Annotated in this window: 13 protein-coding genes; 8 read left to right on the top strand and 5 right to left on the bottom strand. The window is 70.5% G+C overall.

Annotation, left to right across the window (positions count from 1 at the left end; genetic code table 11):
• Nucleotides 1-28 precede the first annotated feature (28 nt).
• On the top strand, nt 29-499 hold the full coding sequence (locus PFX98_RS07025) for a c-type cytochrome (RefSeq protein WP_285234468.1): 471 nt from the start codon (nt 29-31) through the stop codon (nt 497-499).
• Between the two features lie 6 nt (nt 500-505).
• Here PFX98_RS07025 and PFX98_RS07020 read toward each other — a convergent pair whose 3' ends face one another.
• On the bottom strand, nt 506-943 hold the full coding sequence (locus tag PFX98_RS07020; RefSeq protein WP_285234467.1) for a universal stress protein: 438 nt from the start codon (nt 941-943) through the stop codon (nt 506-508).
• A gap of 168 nt (nt 944-1111) precedes the next feature.
• Here PFX98_RS07020 and PFX98_RS07015 point away from each other — a divergent pair, with 168 nt between their 5' ends.
• Nucleotides 1112-1363, top strand: a complete 252-nt coding sequence (locus PFX98_RS07015; RefSeq protein ID WP_285234466.1) for a DUF3297 family protein — start codon at nt 1112-1114, stop codon at nt 1361-1363.
• A 144-nt stretch (nt 1364-1507) separates the two neighbouring features.
• On the opposite strand, the gene PFX98_RS07010 is transcribed toward PFX98_RS07015, so the two are convergent.
• A complete protein-coding gene (locus tag PFX98_RS07010; RefSeq protein WP_285234465.1) occupies nt 1508-3931 on the bottom strand; it encodes an FtsX-like permease family protein in 2424 nt (807 codons plus the stop codon).
• A complete protein-coding gene (locus PFX98_RS07005; RefSeq protein WP_285234464.1) occupies nt 3928-4671 on the bottom strand; it encodes an ABC transporter ATP-binding protein in 744 nt (247 codons plus the stop codon). The genes PFX98_RS07010 and PFX98_RS07005 overlap by 4 nt, the downstream gene beginning before the upstream one ends.
• Nucleotides 4672-4765: 94 nt before the next feature.
• Between PFX98_RS07005 and PFX98_RS07000 the strand changes: the two genes are divergently transcribed.
• From PFX98_RS07000 to PFX98_RS06975, 6 genes are all read left to right on the top strand, one after another.
• A complete protein-coding gene (locus tag PFX98_RS07000; protein WP_285234463.1) occupies nt 4766-5344 on the top strand; it encodes a TetR/AcrR family transcriptional regulator in 579 nt (192 codons plus the stop codon).
• A 43-nt stretch (nt 5345-5387) separates the two neighbouring features.
• Nucleotides 5388-6485: an extracellular solute-binding protein gene (locus tag PFX98_RS06995; protein ID WP_285234462.1), complete on the top strand. Its 1098-nt coding sequence runs from the start codon at nt 5388-5390 to the stop codon at nt 6483-6485.
• Nucleotides 6486-6526: 41 nt separating this feature from the next.
• Nucleotides 6527-8719, top strand: coding sequence for a helicase-related protein (locus PFX98_RS06990; RefSeq protein ID WP_285234461.1), 2193 nt, complete (start codon nt 6527-6529; stop codon nt 8717-8719).
• Nucleotides 8720-8901: 182 nt separating this feature from the next.
• Nucleotides 8902-10710: an FAD-dependent oxidoreductase gene (locus PFX98_RS06985; RefSeq protein ID WP_285235550.1), complete on the top strand. Its 1809-nt coding sequence runs from the start codon at nt 8902-8904 to the stop codon at nt 10708-10710.
• Complete coding sequence (locus PFX98_RS06980) at nt 10707-12530, top strand: 2-oxoacid:acceptor oxidoreductase subunit alpha (protein WP_285234460.1); 1824 nt, start codon at nt 10707-10709, stop codon at nt 12528-12530. The genes PFX98_RS06985 and PFX98_RS06980 overlap by 4 nt, the downstream gene beginning before the upstream one ends.
• Before the next feature lie 12 nt (nt 12531-12542).
• Nucleotides 12543-13595: a 2-oxoacid:ferredoxin oxidoreductase subunit beta gene (locus PFX98_RS06975; RefSeq protein WP_285234459.1), complete on the top strand. Its 1053-nt coding sequence runs from the start codon at nt 12543-12545 to the stop codon at nt 13593-13595.
• Here PFX98_RS06975 and PFX98_RS06970 read toward each other — a convergent pair.
• Together PFX98_RS06970 and PFX98_RS06965 are read right to left on the bottom strand one after the other, a co-directional pair.
• Complete coding sequence (locus tag PFX98_RS06970) at nt 13576-14583, bottom strand: arginine N-succinyltransferase (RefSeq protein ID WP_285234458.1); 1008 nt, start codon at nt 14581-14583, stop codon at nt 13576-13578. The two genes, PFX98_RS06975 and PFX98_RS06970, sit on opposite strands and share 20 nt — an antisense overlap.
• Complete coding sequence (locus PFX98_RS06965; protein ID WP_285234457.1) at nt 14580-15653, bottom strand: arginine N-succinyltransferase; 1074 nt, start codon at nt 15651-15653, stop codon at nt 14580-14582. The genes PFX98_RS06970 and PFX98_RS06965 overlap by 4 nt, the downstream gene beginning before the upstream one ends.
• Between the last annotated feature and the right edge of the window lie 8 nt (nt 15654-15661).

Genomic DNA, 15661 nt, shown 5'->3' with positions numbered 1-15661 from the left:
TGGCAGCCAAGCCCTGGAGGTGCCGACCATGAGCAAGCTTTCAATCGTCGCGATCGCGGCCGCATTGCTGAGCGCCTGCGCCGTCGAGGTGCAGAACCTGCAACCGGCGCAGGAACTGGCCCGCCAGGCCAAGCCGCCCGGCTCGGTCTACACCGGCTGGCGCGTGTTTCAGGACAAATGTGCGCGCTGCCATGGCCCCGCCGCCACCGGCACGGCGGGCGCGCCCGACCTGCTGCCGCGCGTGCAGCAGATGGGCTCACGCCGCTTCGTGGGCCTGGTCTTGCAGCGTTATGACTGGAATCTGCCGGCCGCGCAGGCCGGCAGCGAGGGCGCCGCGCGCGACGCCCTCATCGAAGCGGTGCTGCAGCGCCAGGCCGGCGCGCTCAGCATGCCCGCCTGGCAGGGCAACCCCGAGGTCAACGCCCATATCGCCGACCTCTACGCCTATCTGTCGGCGCGCGCCCAGGGCACGCAGGGGCCGGAGCGCCCGCTGCCCTGATGGGCCTCAGCGCCACACCAGCACCGGCACATTGCTGTGCGTCAGCACCTTCTGGGTCTCGCTGCCCAGCAGCATCGACTTGAAGCCGCGCCGGCCATGCGAGGCCATCGTGATGAGGTCGCATTCGCGCGCCTTGGCGGTGCGGATGATGGCCTCGAAGGGATGTTCGTCGGCCACCGACAGCACATCGCAAGCCACCTTGCACTCGGCGGCGGCCTTGCTGATGGCCGCCAGATAGCGCGCGGCGCGCGCCTCGGCCTGGGCCATATAGGTCACCTTGGTGTCCTCGACCATCTCGACGTCGTAGGCGAACACATGGAAGGGCTGGATCACGTGCAGGCCCGTGACCCTGGCGCCGCATTCCTGGGCCAGCATCATGGCCTTGGCGATCACCAACTCGGAGGCGGCGGAACCGTCGGTAGGCAGGAGCAGATGCTTGAACATGGCGCACTCCTTTCGGCAGCCGGAGGAAGAACCCCCTATTCATAAGCTAGGCCGCGGCAGCACGCTTGCAAGCCTGGCGCTGCAAGCTTGTTGCGCCCGGACAAGCCCGCGCGCCAAATCCTGGAAAATCACGCCTTACCCATCCTCTATTCGAGATCCAGAACTCCCATGACCGACGCAGCCCAAGCCAGCCCCGCCATGCCCGACCGCCTTTCGGTGGACCCGCGCAGCCCCTTCCACGACGCCGCCGTGTTCGAGCGCGACATCGGCATCCGCCTGAACGGCAAGGAGCGCTTCGATGTCGAGGAGTACTGCATCAGCGAAGGCTGGGTCAAGGTGCCCGCTGGCCGCACCGTGGACCGCAAGGGCCATCCGCTGATGATCAAGCTCAAGGGCAAGGTGGAGGCCTTCTACAAATAAGCCGGCGCGGCCTGTGCTCAGCGGCCGTGCAGCCGCTTCAGCAGCGCCAGCGCATCGACGTCGCCGAGCAGCCAGACGGCGGCGCCGGCCAGCAGCACGAGCAGGAGGGCGAGCGCGAGTTTCTTGTTCATGGCGTGCCTGGCATCAATAGCTGTTGAGGGTTTCGCGTATCGTCAGCCGCGCGGCGCGGCGCGCCGGCCAGGCGCTCACCAGCAGCGCGCCGGGCAGCAGCAGCAGCAACCACAGGCCCAGTGCCAGCGGCGAGAGCTGCAGCAGCAGCTGCTGCGGCGAGATCGCGCCCAGCACCGCGCCCACGCGCGCCGAGAGCCCGGTGGCGAGCAGCAGGGCCAGCAGCACGCTCAGCAGGGCGATCACCAGGCCCTCGGCCAGCACGCTGCGCAGCACCGCGGCCGAGCCCGCGCCGATGGTGCGCAGCACGCCAATCTCGCGGGTACGTTCCAGCACCGCGCTGCCCAGCGCAGAGGCCAGGCCCAGCAGGCCCACCACGGCCATCAGGCCGGCGATGAAGGCGAGGGCGTAGACGAGGATGTAGACATGGCCACCCTGGGCGGCGCCAAAGCGCGCTTCGGTGAGTAGAAACTTCACGCCCATGCCGGCCCCTTCCAGCGCGGCCACCAGCGCCGTGGCACTCTGCTCGGCGTCGCTGCCATCCCGCAGCGCGATGCGCAGGGCATTGCTGTGGCCGGCCGTGCCGGTCAGCTCGGCATAGCTTTCCGGCGTGGTGTAGAGGGCGCTGGGGGTGAGCGGCTCCTTGATGATGCCCACCACCAGCAGGCGCTGCGGCCGGCCCGCGATCTCCAGGTCCAGCCAGTCGCCCGGCCGCGCGCCGCGCAGGCCTGACGCCTGGCTGGCGCCGCTGTTGAGTACCACGCTGCCGCGCTCGCCCGCGCGCAGCCAGCGGCCGGCGCCGAGGCGGTGCGCGATCAGGGCGGTGGCGGGCGGTGCGGCGCGCAGCGCCAGGCTGCCATGGCCGCCGTCGGGATAGCTGTGCACCACCTCCAGCCCGCCGCCCTGATGCAGGGAGGTGGCGCTGATGCTCCAGGATTCGAACGCGCGCAGGCCCGGCAGGGCGCCGCGCAACAGCGGCTCCAGCCGCGCCAGCGGCTGCGGCTGTTCCAGGCGCAGCTCGAGATCGAAATGCCGGTCGGCCGCCGCCTCCTGCACGCGCGCCTCCCAGGCCGCACGCAGGTTCAGGCTGGTGATGAACATGGCACCCGCGCCGCCCAGCAGCAGCAGGGTCATGAACAGGCGGGCGCGGCGCCGGAAGGTATTGCGCAGCGCCAGGGTCAGGGCCGCATCGCCCAGGCTCAGGCGCGCCAGCAGCCGGGCCATGAGCCGTCCGCCCGGCCCGCTGTCGGCCGCGGCGCTGGCGCTCACGCCATGGTCGTCGATGGCGGCGCGCACGGTGCGCCGTGCCGCCAGCCAGATCGGCAGCAGCGTGGCCAGCAGCGGCGCGACGATGCCGACGCCCACGCTGGCGGGCAGCATCCAGCCAGGCAAGGCCAGGCTGTCCAGGCGCAGATTGAGCAGCTGCGCCACCAGGCTCATCAGGCCGCGCCCGGCCGCCCAGCCGAGCGGCCAGCCGATCGCCACGGCGGCCAGGCCCAGCAGGCCCACCATCAGCAGATAGAGCGTGGCGATCTGGGCCGAGCGCGCGCCGATCGCCTTCATGATGGCGATCTGGCGTCGCTGCTGGGCCAGCAGGCCGCCGATGGTGCTGGCCGTCAGCACCGCGCCCAGCAGCAGGCCCAGCAGGCTGAAGATCAGCAGCATGCCCACCACCGTCATCATCTGCGACTGGTGCGGGTGCAGGCGTGGCGGCGGGATGCGCGCCTGCAGCACCGGCTCGCCCTGTTCGGCCAGCCAGGCGGCGAGCCGCTGCACCTCGGCCTCGATCGCCGGCAACTCGGCATCGTCGTGCAGCCGCAGCTTGAGCAGGTCCAGCGGCAGCGGCTGGCCGCGCTGCGCCAGCGTGGCCTGGCTGACATAGGCGTAGACGGTCTGCTCCTGCCAGGCCGGCGCCACGCCGGGGTCGTGCACGGTGCCAGCCACGCCGATGCCGATGCGGCCGGCCGCGGGCAGCTCGATCTGCACCTGGCCGCCCACGCGGGCCTGGCTCATGGCCATGGCGCTGCGCTCGATCAGCAGGCTGCCGGGGGGCGGCGGCCAGCTGCCGCTGTCGGCGTGCACGCGGTTGATCTGCCAGGCCTCGAAGTCCGACACCACGAACAGCATCAGCGGCATCCAACCCTGCTGGCCGACCTGGATGCGGCCCAGCAGGGTGCCGCCCAGCTCGGCGCCGCGCACGCCGGGCCGGGCGCGCAGGCGCTGCAGCAGCGCAGCCGAGGGCTCGTGCTGCAGCTCCAGCTGGGCCGCGGCGGGCTGGGTGCCCAGGTAGTTGAGCGGCACCTCGCGCGCCAGCACCAGGTAGGCGCTCAGCATCGTCACCACGCCGGCCATGCTGGCCGCCAGCGCCGCCACGATCAGCGCCATGCGGCCGCCGCTGTGCTGCATATCGCGCCAGATCTTGGTCCAGCGCGGGCTCATGCCGCCACCCGCGCGGTGGCCGAGTCGTGCACCAGCCGGCCGTCGCGCAGCAGCAGGGTGCGCGTGAAGAAGTGCCCCAGCTCGCGCTCGTGGGTCACGGTCAGCACCGTCTTGCCCTCGCGCGTGAGGGCCGCCAGCAGGCCCATCACCTCGTCGGCGGTGGCGGAGTCGAGATTGCCGGTGGGCTCGTCGGCCACCAGGATGGCCGGGTCGTTGGCGAGGGCGCGCGCGATCGCGGCGCGCTGCTGCTGGCCGCCCGAGAGCTCGGCCGGCAGCTTGTCGGCATGCTCGACGATGCCCAGGCGCTGCAGCAGATCGAGGGCGCGCGGGCGGCGCTCGCGAGCCGCCAGGCTGCCGCAGAAATCCATCGGCAGCATCACGTTCTCGGCCACCGTCAGCGTGGGCAGCAGCTGGAAGAACTGGAACACCACGCCCACCTGGCGGCCGCGCCAGCGCGTCAGCGCCTCCTGGCTCATCCGGTGGATGGGCTGGCCGGCCACCAGGATCTCGCCGCTGCTGGGGCTGTCGATGCCGGTGAGCAGGTTGATCAGGGTAGTCTTGCCGCTGCCCGAAGGGCCCATCACGGCCACGCATTCGCCCGGCTGGATGCGCAGGCTCAGGTCTTGCAGCGCGGTGCAGGGGCGCGCCGCCGATGCGTAGCGCTTGCTCACGCCGTGCAGGGCGATCAGGGCGGGGGTCAGGTCTTGCGGCATCGGGTCGCTGCTCTTGTTGCTTGGCATGGACCCGAACATACTGTTCAGCAGACCAAAAGCCCCGAACAAGCCGGCAGCGCCTGTTCGTTAGCGAATAGCCAGCACCGCTTTGTTCGAGAACATGCCAGAACTTGTTGTCAAACCGCCCGATCGCCGCGCGCAACGCAGCCGCGAGCTCTTGCTGGAAGCCCTCTTCTCGCTGATGTGCGAGCGCGGCTACGAGCGCCTGACGATCCAGAACCTGCTGGACCGCGCCGGCGTCGGCCGTGCCACCTTCTATGCGCATTTCGAGAGCAAGGACGAGCTGCTGGGCCACAGCGTGCAGGGGCTGCGCGGCTGGCTGGAGTCGGCGCGTGCGCCGGATCGGCGCCTGGGCTTCAGCCTGGCCTTCTTCCAGCATCTGGCCAGCCACCGCCAGCTCTACCGCATGACGGTGGCGCGCGAGAGCGAGGTGAGCGTGGAGCGCCATATGCGCGCCATGCTGCGCGCCCTGGTGCATGCCGAGCTCGCGCAGGGGCAGCCGCCCGGCCAGGGCGGTGCGGCGGTGGATCTGGCCACCCAGTACGTGGTGGGGGCGCTCTGGTCGATGCTGGTGTGGTGGATGGACGAGGCGCAGGACTGGAGCGCCGAGCGCGTCAACGAGCTGTTCGAGCGCATGACCTTTCCCGGCCTGGACCTGACCCTGGGCACGCGGTTTTAGGCCCCCCCTGGGTCGCGGCGGCTTTTGCGGCGAAAATGCCCGCTTGCCCGCCACCTTCCCCCACTTCCGCACGCTGATGAACCGCCGCCGCCTGATGGCCCTGCTCGCAACCGGCATGGCCGCGCCGTCGCGGTCGGCCTGGGCCGAGCTGCCCACGCTCAAGGAGCTGGAGCGTGCCGCCCGTGCCGAGGGCCGCATCCACAGCCTGGGCATGCCAGACAGCTGGGCCAACTGGCGCGATACCTGGGCCGAGCTGCGCCGCCTGCACGGCCTGGTGCACAGCGACCGCAACATGACCAGCGGCGAGGAAATCGCGCTGCTGGAGGCCGAGGGCAAGGCCGCCACGGTGGACATCGGCGATGTCGGCTTCGAGTTCGGCGCGATCGCGCGCAGCCGCGGCGTGACGCGCCCCTACAAGCCCAGCAGCTGGGCCGAGATTCCCGAGTGGGCCAAGGACCCCGATGGCCATTGGGCGCTGGCCTATACCGGCACCATCGCCTTCATGGTCAACACCCGCCGCCTGCCCAAGCCGCCGCGCAGCTGGCAGGCGCTCTTCAAGGGCCAGTACCGCGTGCTGCTGGGCGAGGTGGGCCCGAGCGCGCAGGCGAATGCCGCGGTGCTGGCGGCGGCCGTGGCCCTGGGTGGCAACGAGACCCAGCTGCAGCCCGCGCTGGCCCAGTTCGCGCCCATGCACCGCGAGGGGCGGCTGCTCTACATCTACCCCGGCCCGGTGCCGATGAACCAGAACCTCGCCGATGTGCATGTGATGTGGGACTTCGTCGCGCTGGCGATGCGCAAGCGCGTGCCCAACCCGGGCGACTACGAGGTCTTCATTCCCGAGGACGGCTCGATCACCAGCGGCTACACCACCATCATCAACAAGCATGCGCCGCATCCCAATGCGGCCATGCTGACGCGTGAATACATCTTCAGCGATGCCGGCCAGGCCAATCTGGCGCGCGGCCATGCGCGCCCGATCCGCGTCGACAGCCTGGAGCTGACCCCCGATGTGGCGCGCGGCCTGATCGACGCCAGCCAGTACAAGGCCTCGCGCGCCCTGCATCCCGCCATCTGGGCCTGGGAGGCGAAGAAGCTGACCAAGCTGTGGCAGGCCGAAGTGCTGGCCCGGGCTTCCAAGTAACTCTCTTTGCTCCGCGTGCCCCTCAAGCCGGCACGCTCTCCATGCCCATTACCAAGCTCCTGCCTCATCCCCGCCATGCCAGCCGCCTGCCCGCCGAGATCGGCCTGGAGGCCTTGCAGCGCATACGCCAGGCCGCCTACCAGCTGCCGCAGGTCTGCACGCCGGCCGATTTCGGCGACGCCCATGAGGACGAGCTGGATCGCCTGGGCCTGATCCTGCTGCAGAAGGCCGTGGCGGGCACGCGCCCCAGCCGCTGGATCGCCCCCGCGCTGATGGCCACGGCGCTGCGCCATCTGGACGTGGTGGGCACGGCGCCCACGGTGCGCGCGCAGATGCAGCAGCGCACGGCCCAGCTGGAGGCGCTGGGCCTGCGCCGCGAGGGCCTGGCCTGGAGCCGCTTGTGTAGCCAGACGCTGACGCTGGACCGCCCCGGCTGGCGCGTGCCGGTGGCCTACCGCGTGCCGCAGGACGAGGCGCCGGTGTGGGACTTCTACCGCAGCGGCGAGGCGGCCGCGCTCAAGGCCGCGCTGGGCGCCGCGCCGCGCTATGCCCAGGCGGCCGAGCTGCAAGCGCATCTGCAGGGCCTGCTGGCGCGCAGCGAGGCCTTCCACGAGGAACACCTGGATTCGCTGCTGCCGCGCCTGCAGGCCGAATGCGCCACGCCGCAGTCGCTGGCCGATCTGAAGGCCGGCTGCACGCGCGCGCAGGACCGCTGGGAACACCGCGTCGCCGAACTCAACACCCTCGCCGGCCTCACCAGCGAGCTGGCTTTCCAGGGCTACCCCGACACCTTCGACGTGGCGCGCCGCATGCAGCGCAGTGTCACGCTCTATGTGGGCCCGCCCAACAGCGGCAAGACCCATGCGGCCTTCGAGCGCCTGGCGGCCGCGCATGATGGCGCCTACCTGGCGCCGCTGCGCCTGCTGGCGCTGGAGGGCCGCGACCGCCTGGTGGGCCGCGGCGTGCCCTGCTCGCTGCTCACCGGCGAGGAGAACGTGCCGGCCGATGGCGCGCGCGTGGTCTCCAGCACCATCGAGATGGTCAACACCAACAAGCCCATCGACGTGGCGGTGATCGACGAGGCGCAGATGTTGTTCGATCTCTACCGCGGCTGGGCCTGGACCCAGGCCATCGTGGCGGTGCCGGCCAACGAGGTCATTATCATCTGCTCGGCCTATGCGGTGCCGGCGATCGAGAACCTTTTGGGCCTGTGCGGCGAGCGCTGCACGGTGCGGCACTTCGAGCGCAAGCAGGAGGTGCAGCTGCTGCCCGCGGCGGTGCCGATCGCGGCGCTCAAGAAGGGCGATGCGGTGGTGGCCTTCAGCCGCCGCGAGGTGCTGATGCTGCGCGACCAGATTGCGCAGGCCGGCCATCCGGTCTCGGTGATCTACGGCGCCCTGCCGCCCGAGGTGCGGCGCCGCGAGGCCGAGCGCTTTGCCAACGGCGCCAGCCACATCCTGGTGGCCACCGACGCCATCGGCATGGGGCTGAACCTGCCGATCCGCCGCGTGCTCTTCAGCACCATGACCAAGTTCGACGGCCAGGCCGACCGCGCGCTGAGCGTCTCCGAGGTGCACCAGATCGCCGGCCGCGCGGGCCGCTACGGCATGCATGACGAGGGCTTCTGCGGCGTGCTGCGCGAGGCCGAGCCGAGTGCCGCGCGCACCCTCAAGGATCTGCTGCCCAAGCAGCCGCGCGCGCCGCGCGACTTCAAGGCCGCGGTGGCGCCCAACTGGTGGCATGTCTCCACCATCGCCGACCGCATGGGCCTCAACAAGCTGCGCGCGGTGCTGGACGTCTTCATGGACCAGCTGCGCCTGGACGACGCCCATTTCGCGGTGGCCGAGCTGGAGCAGATGCTGGAGCTGGCCGATCAGCTGGACCGCAGCGCCGGCACGCTGGGCCTGAAGCAGCGCTTCATCTACGCCCAGGCGCCGGTGGACACGCGCACCGACGCGCAGGTGCAGGAGTTCCTCGACTGGACGCACCGTCACGCCGTCACCGGCTCGGCCGGCTCGCCCTGGTTCCTGGAAGACGTGGACGAGCACAGCCGCCTCGACCGCATGGAACAGGCGCTGCGCAGCTGCACGCTGTGGCTGTGGCTGGACCTGCGCTTCCCCGGCATCTTCGGCCAGGTGGACGCGGTGGTGGACCTGCGCAGCCGCCTCAACGACGGCATCGAGCGGCATCTCAAGGGCAAGAAGCCCTTGTGGCAGACGCGCGGCCGGCGCTGAGCGCCGGCACGGGTTTGACGCGTGTCAGTCTTTGCCCAGCTTTGTGCCTGGGCGGGTTTGCCCGCGTCTCCCAAGCCGGTGCACCCGGCGTAGACTGGCCCGCGTAGTGAGGCCCCAGCTTGGCGCACGACGCCCGGAGCTGGTGAGTGCCTCGCACCGTTCCAGCACAGGAGGCGACCCAGGTGCAGCGCAGCGATACCCAAGACCCGGCCTATTTCCACAAGGTCGTTGATTGTCAGTGGGCCTGCCCGGCCCACACGCCCGTCCCCGAGTACATCCGCCTGATCGGCCAGGGGCGTTACGACGACGCCTATATGGTGAACTGGGTCTCCAACGTCTTCCCCGGTGTGCTCGGCCGTACCTGCGACCGCCCCTGCGAGCCCGCCTGCCGGCGCGGCCGCGTGGAGGACAAGAACGTCGGCGAGAAGAAGCCGGAGGCGGTGGCGATCTGCCGCCTCAAGCGCGTCGCGGCCGACCACAAGAGCCAGGAGCTGCGCGCCCTGCTGCCCAAGCCGCTGCCGCGCAACGGCAAGAAGGTGGCTTGCGTGGGCGCCGGCCCGGCCTCGCTGACGGTGGCGCGCGACCTCGCCACCCAGGGCTATGCGGTCACCGTGTTCGATGGCGAGACCAAGCCCGGCGGCTTCATCCGCAGCCAGATCCCGCGCTTCCGCCTGCCCGAGAGCGTGATCGACGAGGAATGCGGCTACATCCTGGGCCTGGGCGTGGAGCTGCGCGCGGGCCGGCGCATCGAATCGATGCGCGCCCTGCTTGCCGAGGGTTATGACGCCGTGTTCGTGGGCTGCGGCGCGCCGCGCGGGCGCGACCTGCAACTGCCCGGCCGCCAGGAGGCGGGCGAGCGCATCCGCATAGGCATCGACTGGCTGGCCTCGGTCTCCTTCGGCCATGTCACGAGCGTGCAGCCGCGCGTGATCGTGCTGGGTGGTGGCAATACCGCGATGGACTGCTGCCGCTCGGCGCGCCGCCTGGGCGCCAGCTCGGTGACGGTGGCGGTGCGCAGCGGCTATGCGCAGATGAAGGCCTCGCCCTGGGAGAAGGAGGATGCCGAGCATGAGGGCATCCCGATCCTGGACTTCCATGTGCCGCTGGCCTTCGAGCATGAGGGCGGCAAGCTCACCGGCATGCGCTTCAAGAAGGCGCAGACCGGCGAGGAAGTCAGCATCCCCTGCGACGAGGTGCTGATCGCGGTGGGCCAGGAGAACGCCTTCCCCTGGATCGAGCGCGATGCGGGCATCGCCTTCAACGAGCATGGCCTGCCGCTGCTGGACGCACAGAGCTTCCAGTCCAGCCTGCCCCAGGTCTTCTTCGGCGGCGATGCGGCCTTCGGCCCCAAGAACATCATCACCGCGGTGGCGCATGGCCACGAGGCGGCGGTGTCGATCGACCGCTATCTGCACGCCGAGCCGGTGACGAAGCGCCCGCCGCCGCATGTCAACCTGCTCTCGCAGAAGATGGGCATTCACGAGTGGAGCTACGACAACGGCATCACCAACGAGTTGCGCCACAAGGTGCCCTGGGCCGCCGCCGAGAAGGCGCTGGCCAGCATCCGCGTGGAGGTGGAGCTGGGCTTCGACGCCGCCACCGCCTTCAAGGAGGCTCAGCGCTGCCTCAACTGCGATGTGCAGACGGTGTTCACCGACAAGCTCTGCATCGAGTGCGATGCCTGCGTGGACATCTGCCCGATGGACAGCATCAGCTTTGTCGAGAACGGCGCGGAAGCGGACTTGCGGCAGCGCCTCAAGGCACCGGCGCTGAACCTGGCCCAGGACCTCTACGTCAGCGGCACGCTGAAGACCGCGCGCGTGATGGTGAAGGACGAGGACGTCTGCCTGCACTGCGGCCTGTGCGCCGAGCGCTGCCCCACCGGCGCCTGGGACATGCAGAAGTTCTTGCTGCTCACCACCAAGGCCGGGCCGGCCTGCCGCGACACCCCCGCACGTGCCCCGCTTGCAGAGAGGAAGGTGACAGCATGAGCCGCATCGAAGCCGTCAACGACTTCGTCGTCAAGTTCGCCAACGTCAACGGCTCGGGTTCGGCCTCGGCCAACGAGCTGTTCGCCAAGGCCATCCTCCGCATGGGCGTGCCGGTCAGCCCGCGCAACATCTTCCCCAGCAACATCCAGGGCCTGCCCACCTGGTACGAGGTGCGCGTCTCCGAGGCCGGCTGGCTGGGCCGGCGCGGCGGCGTCGACATGATGGTGGCGATGAACCCGCAGACCTGGGACCAGGACGTCAAGGAGATCAGCCCCGGCGGCTATCTGTTCTACGACAGCACCAAGCCGCTGCCGCCCGAGGCCTTCCGCAAGGACGTGGAGGTGATCGCGATGCCGGTCACCGCGATCTGCAACGCCACCTACGAGGACTCGCGCCAGCGCCAGCTGTTCAAGAACATCATGGTGCTGGGCGCGCTCTCGCAGCTGATGGACATGGACCCGGCGGTGATTGAAAGGCTGTTTGCCGAGCAGTACCGGGGCAAGGAGAAGTTGCTGGACTCGAATGTGCGCGCCCTGCATGCGGGCCGCGAGTTCGCGCGCGACCACCTCACGCAGGGCCTGGGCCTGAAGGTGCGGCGCGCCGACAAGGTGGGCAATCGCATCTTCCTCGACGGCAACAGCGCGGCGGCGCTGGGCTGCGTGTACGGCGGCGCCACCGTGTGCGCCTGGTACCCGATCACGCCTTCGTCCTCGGTGGCCGAGGCCTTCGACAAATACTGCAGCAAGTACCGCGTCGACCCCGCCACCGGCCAGCATCGCTACGCCATCGTGCAGGCCGAGGACGAGATCGCCTCCATCGGCATGATCACCGGCGCGGGCTGGAACGGCGCACGCGCCTTCACCGCTACCTCGGGGCCGGGCGTCTCGCTGATGACCGAGTTCCTGGGCCTGGCCTATTTCGCCGAGATCCCGCTCACCATCATCGATGTGCAGCGTGGCGGCCCCTCCACGGGCATGCCCACGCGCACCCAGCAGGCCGACCTGATCAGCAGCGCCTATGCCTCGCATGGCGACACCAAGCATGTGCTGCTGCTGCCGCAGGACCCGCGCGAATGCTTCGAGCATGCGGCGGCGGCGCTGGACCTGGCGGACCGGCTGCAGACCCCGGTGTTCGTGATGACCGATCTGGACATCGGCATGAACCAGCGCCTGTGCGAGCCGCTGGCCTGGGACGAGAGCCGCACGTACGACCGCGGCAAGGTGATGACGGCCGAGGAGCTGGAGGCCGGCAAGGATTTCGGCCGCTACAAGGATGTGGACGGCGACGGCATCCCCTGGCGCACCCTGCCCGGCACGCACCCGACGCGCGGCGCCTATTTCACGCGCGGCACCACGCGCGACGAATACGCGCGCTACTCCGAGGCGGGGCCCGATTACCTGCGCAATGTCGAGCGCCTGCTGCGCAAGTTCGCCACCGCCGCGACGCTGGTGCCGCAGCCGGTGCTCAAGCCCGCGGCGCAGAAGACGCGGCTGGGGGTGATCTATTTCGGCTCCACCGCGCCGGCCATGGACGAGGCGCTGGAAGCGCTGGACGCGGCCGACATCCATCTCGACGGCCTGCGCCTGCGCGCCTTCCCCTTCCCGCAGAGCGTGCGCGACTTCATCGCCGCCCACGACCAGGTCTTCGTGGTGGAGCAGAACCGCGACGCGCAGATGCGCACCCTGCTGATCAACGAGCTGGAAGTGGCGCCGGCGCGCCTGACCAAGGTGCTGCACTTCGACGGCACGCCCATCACCGCGCGCTTCATCACGCAGGCGATCACGCGCCATGTCCATGCTTTGGCAACCACCCCGCGCTAGGAGAGCCGCCGAATGACCTACCTGGCCAAACCCAAGCTCCACCATCCCTCGCTGGCGAAGAACCGCGTTGGCTACACGCGGCGCGACTACGAGGGCAAGGTCTCCACCCTGTGCGCCGGCTGCGGGCACGATTCGGTCTCCTCGGCCATCGTGCAGGCCTGCTGGCAGCTCGACATCGAGCCGCACCGCGTCGCCAAGCTCAGCGGCATCGGCTGCTCCAGCAAGACGCCGGACTATTTCCTCGGCGCCAGCCATGGCTTCAACACCGTGCATGGCCGCATGCCCAGCGTGCTGACCGGCGCCAACCTGGCCAACCGCGGCCTGCTCTACCTGGGCATCTCGGGCGATGGCGACTCGGCCTCGATCGGCCTGGGCCAGTTCGCGCATGCGATGCGGCGCGGCGTGCGCATGGTCTACATCGTCGAGAACAACGGCGTCTACGGCCTCACCAAGGGCCAGTTCAGCGCCACCGCCGACCGCGGCTCGGTGGCCAAGAAGGGCGCGGTCAACCACGACGCCGCGATCGATCTGGTGAGCCTGGCCCTGCAGCTGGGCGCCACCTATGTGGCGCGCGGCTTCAGCGGCGACAAGGCCCAGCTGGTGCCGCTGATCGAGGGCGCGATCCGCCATGGCGGTGCCGCCTTCATCGACGTCATCAGCCCCTGCGTGGCCTTCAACAACCATGCCGGCAGCACGCGCAGCTACGACTATGTGCGCGAGCACAACGAGGCGGTCAGCCGTATCGATTTCATCGATCTGGCGCCCGAGCAGACCGTGGGCGCTGACGAGGACCTGGTGTGCGTGCCCCAGCACGACGGCAGCACCATGCGGCTGCGCCGCGTCAAGCCCGACTACGACGCCACCGACCGCATCGCCGCGATGAACCAGGTGCAGGCCCTGCACGCCGCCGGCGAGATCGCCACCGGCCTGCTCTATGTGGACCCGGAGGCGCGCGATCTGCACCTGGGCCTGAACACCGTGGCCTGGCCGCTCAACACCCTGGGCGAGGCCGAGCTCTGCCCGGGCGGCGAGGTGCTGGAAAAGATCAACGCGGGTCTGCGTTGAGCTCCAGCGGCAGGGCCCAGACTAGCGCATCGCCGGCCAGGCGCAGGTCGGCCGGCAGCGCCTGCGCCAGGCGCAAGACCTGACCCTCGCGCCGGCCGCGCAGCAGCAGGGTCTGCTGGCCCGGCAGGGCCAGCAGCCAGGGCTCGGACGTGGCCGCGTCGCCGCCCTCGGCCAGGCTCAGCCGGCGCGCCTGCAGCAGGGCCGGCAGGCGGTCGATGCAGGCGGCAAACACCGGGCCGCCGTCGATGATGCCGACATGGTGGTCATAGGCCAGGCCCTCGCTGCCCAGCAGCTCCGGCAGCAGCTGGGCCGAGGCATCCACCTGGCCGATCGCCGCCTGCGTGGCCGCCGGCAGGAAGGAGGCATAGACCGGCTGGCGCGGCAGCAGCACGGCCACCAGGGCGCGCCAGTCGGGGCCATGGCGGGCCGCCAGGCCGGCCGTATGACCCATCATCTCGCCGGCATAGAAATGCCGGCCCAGGCCCTGCCAGAAGGGCGAGCGGCCCTCGTCGTCGCGCGGGCCGGGCAATTCGATGATCAGGCTCACGCCATGCGCGTGGCGCTGTTGCGCCAGCTGCAGCAGGGCGGCGCGCAGCAGCAGGCGCAGCGCCGCGGCCTGCTCGGCCAGGCTCAGGCCCGCGCGCGCCCAGCACAGGTCGGCCAGCTCGCTGGCGCCGGCATGGTCGCTGCCCAGCAGCAGGGTGCTCTGGCGGTGGAACAGCTGCAGGGGCTTGGCCGCATGCACGACGCAGCCGACGTGGTACCAATGGCGCGGCGCCTGCAGGCCGATGCCGGCACGCAGCCGCAGGCAGGCGAGTGGCCGGCCGCCATCCACGCCCAGGCGCTCCACCAGCAGCCATTGCTCGCCGCTCTCGGGCGCGGGCAGGGTCGTGTCGGTGCCGCCGGGCAGCAGGCTGCGCAGGCCGCCTTTGCCGGGGGCCAGATCCTCGACGCTCACCGCGCGTACGTGCAGGTTGCTCGATTTCATGCCGCCTCCTCTGCGCCGGCCGGCGCGGCCCAATCCAGCGCCGCCGCCAGCACCGGCTCGCCGATGCGCAGCGCCAGCGCGGCGGCGCTGGCCTCGTCGAGCGTTAGCGTCGGTGCCGCATCGGCCGGCAGCAGCACGGCGCGGAAGTCGCGCCGCCGGCCGTTGCTCACCAGCTGCCAGCGCGCGCCGGGCTGCAGGGTGCCGGCCTGGCTGGGCCGGCGGCGCGCGCGGCGCACCGATTTGAGCGTCTGCAGCCGCCCCTCCACGGTGGGGCCGCCGTCGTAGATGTTGATATAGGTGTCGGCCTCGAAGCCCTCGTCCAGCAGGATGGCGAAGGGCAGCTCGCCCACCGCGTGCAGCTGGCCCAGCGCCCATTGCGCGGGCTCGTCCAGCAGCGGCACATAGATCGGCGACTGCGGCATCAGCTCGGCGATATAGGCCTTGTTGCGGCCGCTGGTGAGGGCCTCGGCGCTGGGGTAGTCCATGTCGAAGAAGCGCCGCCCCACCGCGTCCCAGAAGGGGCAGCCGCCGTTGTCGTCGGCCGGGCCGGGGTTCTCGGAGGCGATGCGGTCGGAGAAGCGCTCGGCGAACTGCGCAATGAAGAGCAGGCGCGCGCGCGACAGCAGCTGCGGCGCCAGGCCGTCGGCATAGGCGGGGTCGATGTGGAAGCCGGTCAGCAGGCTCACGCCGGTGAGGTCGTGGCACAGGTGCAGGGTGTGGATGCGGTTGCGCGTGCCCAGTTCGGGGCTCACCTGCACGATGAACTCGTTGCGGTAGCTGTAGAAGCGATCGTGGAAGCCGGGGCTGGCCTCGATGCCGCTGGTGCCGATGATGGCGCCGTCGCGCGCCAGATCCTCCAGCACGAACAGATAGATCTCCTCGCCGGTGGCGTCGTCCTCGCTTTCGAAGGCATGGGCCGAGCGCTCCAGCTTGTCCTGCAGGGCCGCGCGGTTGCTGGGCAGGGAGGAGATGCCGATCGCGCTGGCATGGGCCAGGCGCTCCAGCGCCGCCAGGTCGGCGGGCAGGGCCGGGCGCAGCAGGTAGCGGCACAGCGGGTGGTGGTCACTCATGATGGCGA

Origin of the sequence: Paucibacter sediminis (genome assembly GCF_030254645.1) — a bacterium.
Lineage (GTDB): Bacteria > Pseudomonadota > Gammaproteobacteria > Burkholderiales > Burkholderiaceae_C > Paucibacter_B > Paucibacter_B sediminis.
Note: the sequence above shows the minus strand (reverse complement) of the source record. Positions and strands in the feature narration are given on the sequence as shown.

Bases quoted from the DNA above. Each gene is read 5' to 3' on its own strand.
- PFX98_RS07010 (WP_285234465.1), bottom strand. From the start codon at position 3,931: ATGAGCCCGCGCTGGACCAAGATCTGGCGCGATATGCAGCACAGCGGC.
- PFX98_RS06970 (WP_285234458.1), bottom strand. From the start codon at position 14,583: ATGAAATCGAGCAACCTGCACGTACGCGCGGTGAGCGTCGAGGATCTG.
- PFX98_RS06965 (WP_285234457.1), bottom strand. From the start codon at position 15,653: ATGAGTGACCACCACCCGCTGTGCCGCTACCTGCTGCGCCCGGCCCTG.
- PFX98_RS07020 (WP_285234467.1), bottom strand. From the start codon at position 943: ATGTTCAAGCATCTGCTCCTGCCTACCGACGGTTCCGCCGCCTCCGAG.
- PFX98_RS06990 (WP_285234461.1), top strand. From the start codon at position 6,527: ATGCCCATTACCAAGCTCCTGCCTCATCCCCGCCATGCCAGCCGCCTG.
- PFX98_RS06980 (WP_285234460.1), top strand. From the start codon at position 10,707: ATGAGCCGCATCGAAGCCGTCAACGACTTCGTCGTCAAGTTCGCCAAC.
- PFX98_RS07005 (WP_285234464.1), bottom strand. From the start codon at position 4,671: ATGCCAAGCAACAAGAGCAGCGACCCGATGCCGCAAGACCTGACCCCC.
- PFX98_RS06975 (WP_285234459.1), top strand. From the start codon at position 12,543: ATGACCTACCTGGCCAAACCCAAGCTCCACCATCCCTCGCTGGCGAAG.
- PFX98_RS07015 (WP_285234466.1), top strand. From the start codon at position 1,112: ATGACCGACGCAGCCCAAGCCAGCCCCGCCATGCCCGACCGCCTTTCG.
- PFX98_RS07000 (WP_285234463.1), top strand. From the start codon at position 4,766: ATGCCAGAACTTGTTGTCAAACCGCCCGATCGCCGCGCGCAACGCAGC.
- PFX98_RS07025 (WP_285234468.1), top strand. From the start codon at position 29: ATGAGCAAGCTTTCAATCGTCGCGATCGCGGCCGCATTGCTGAGCGCC.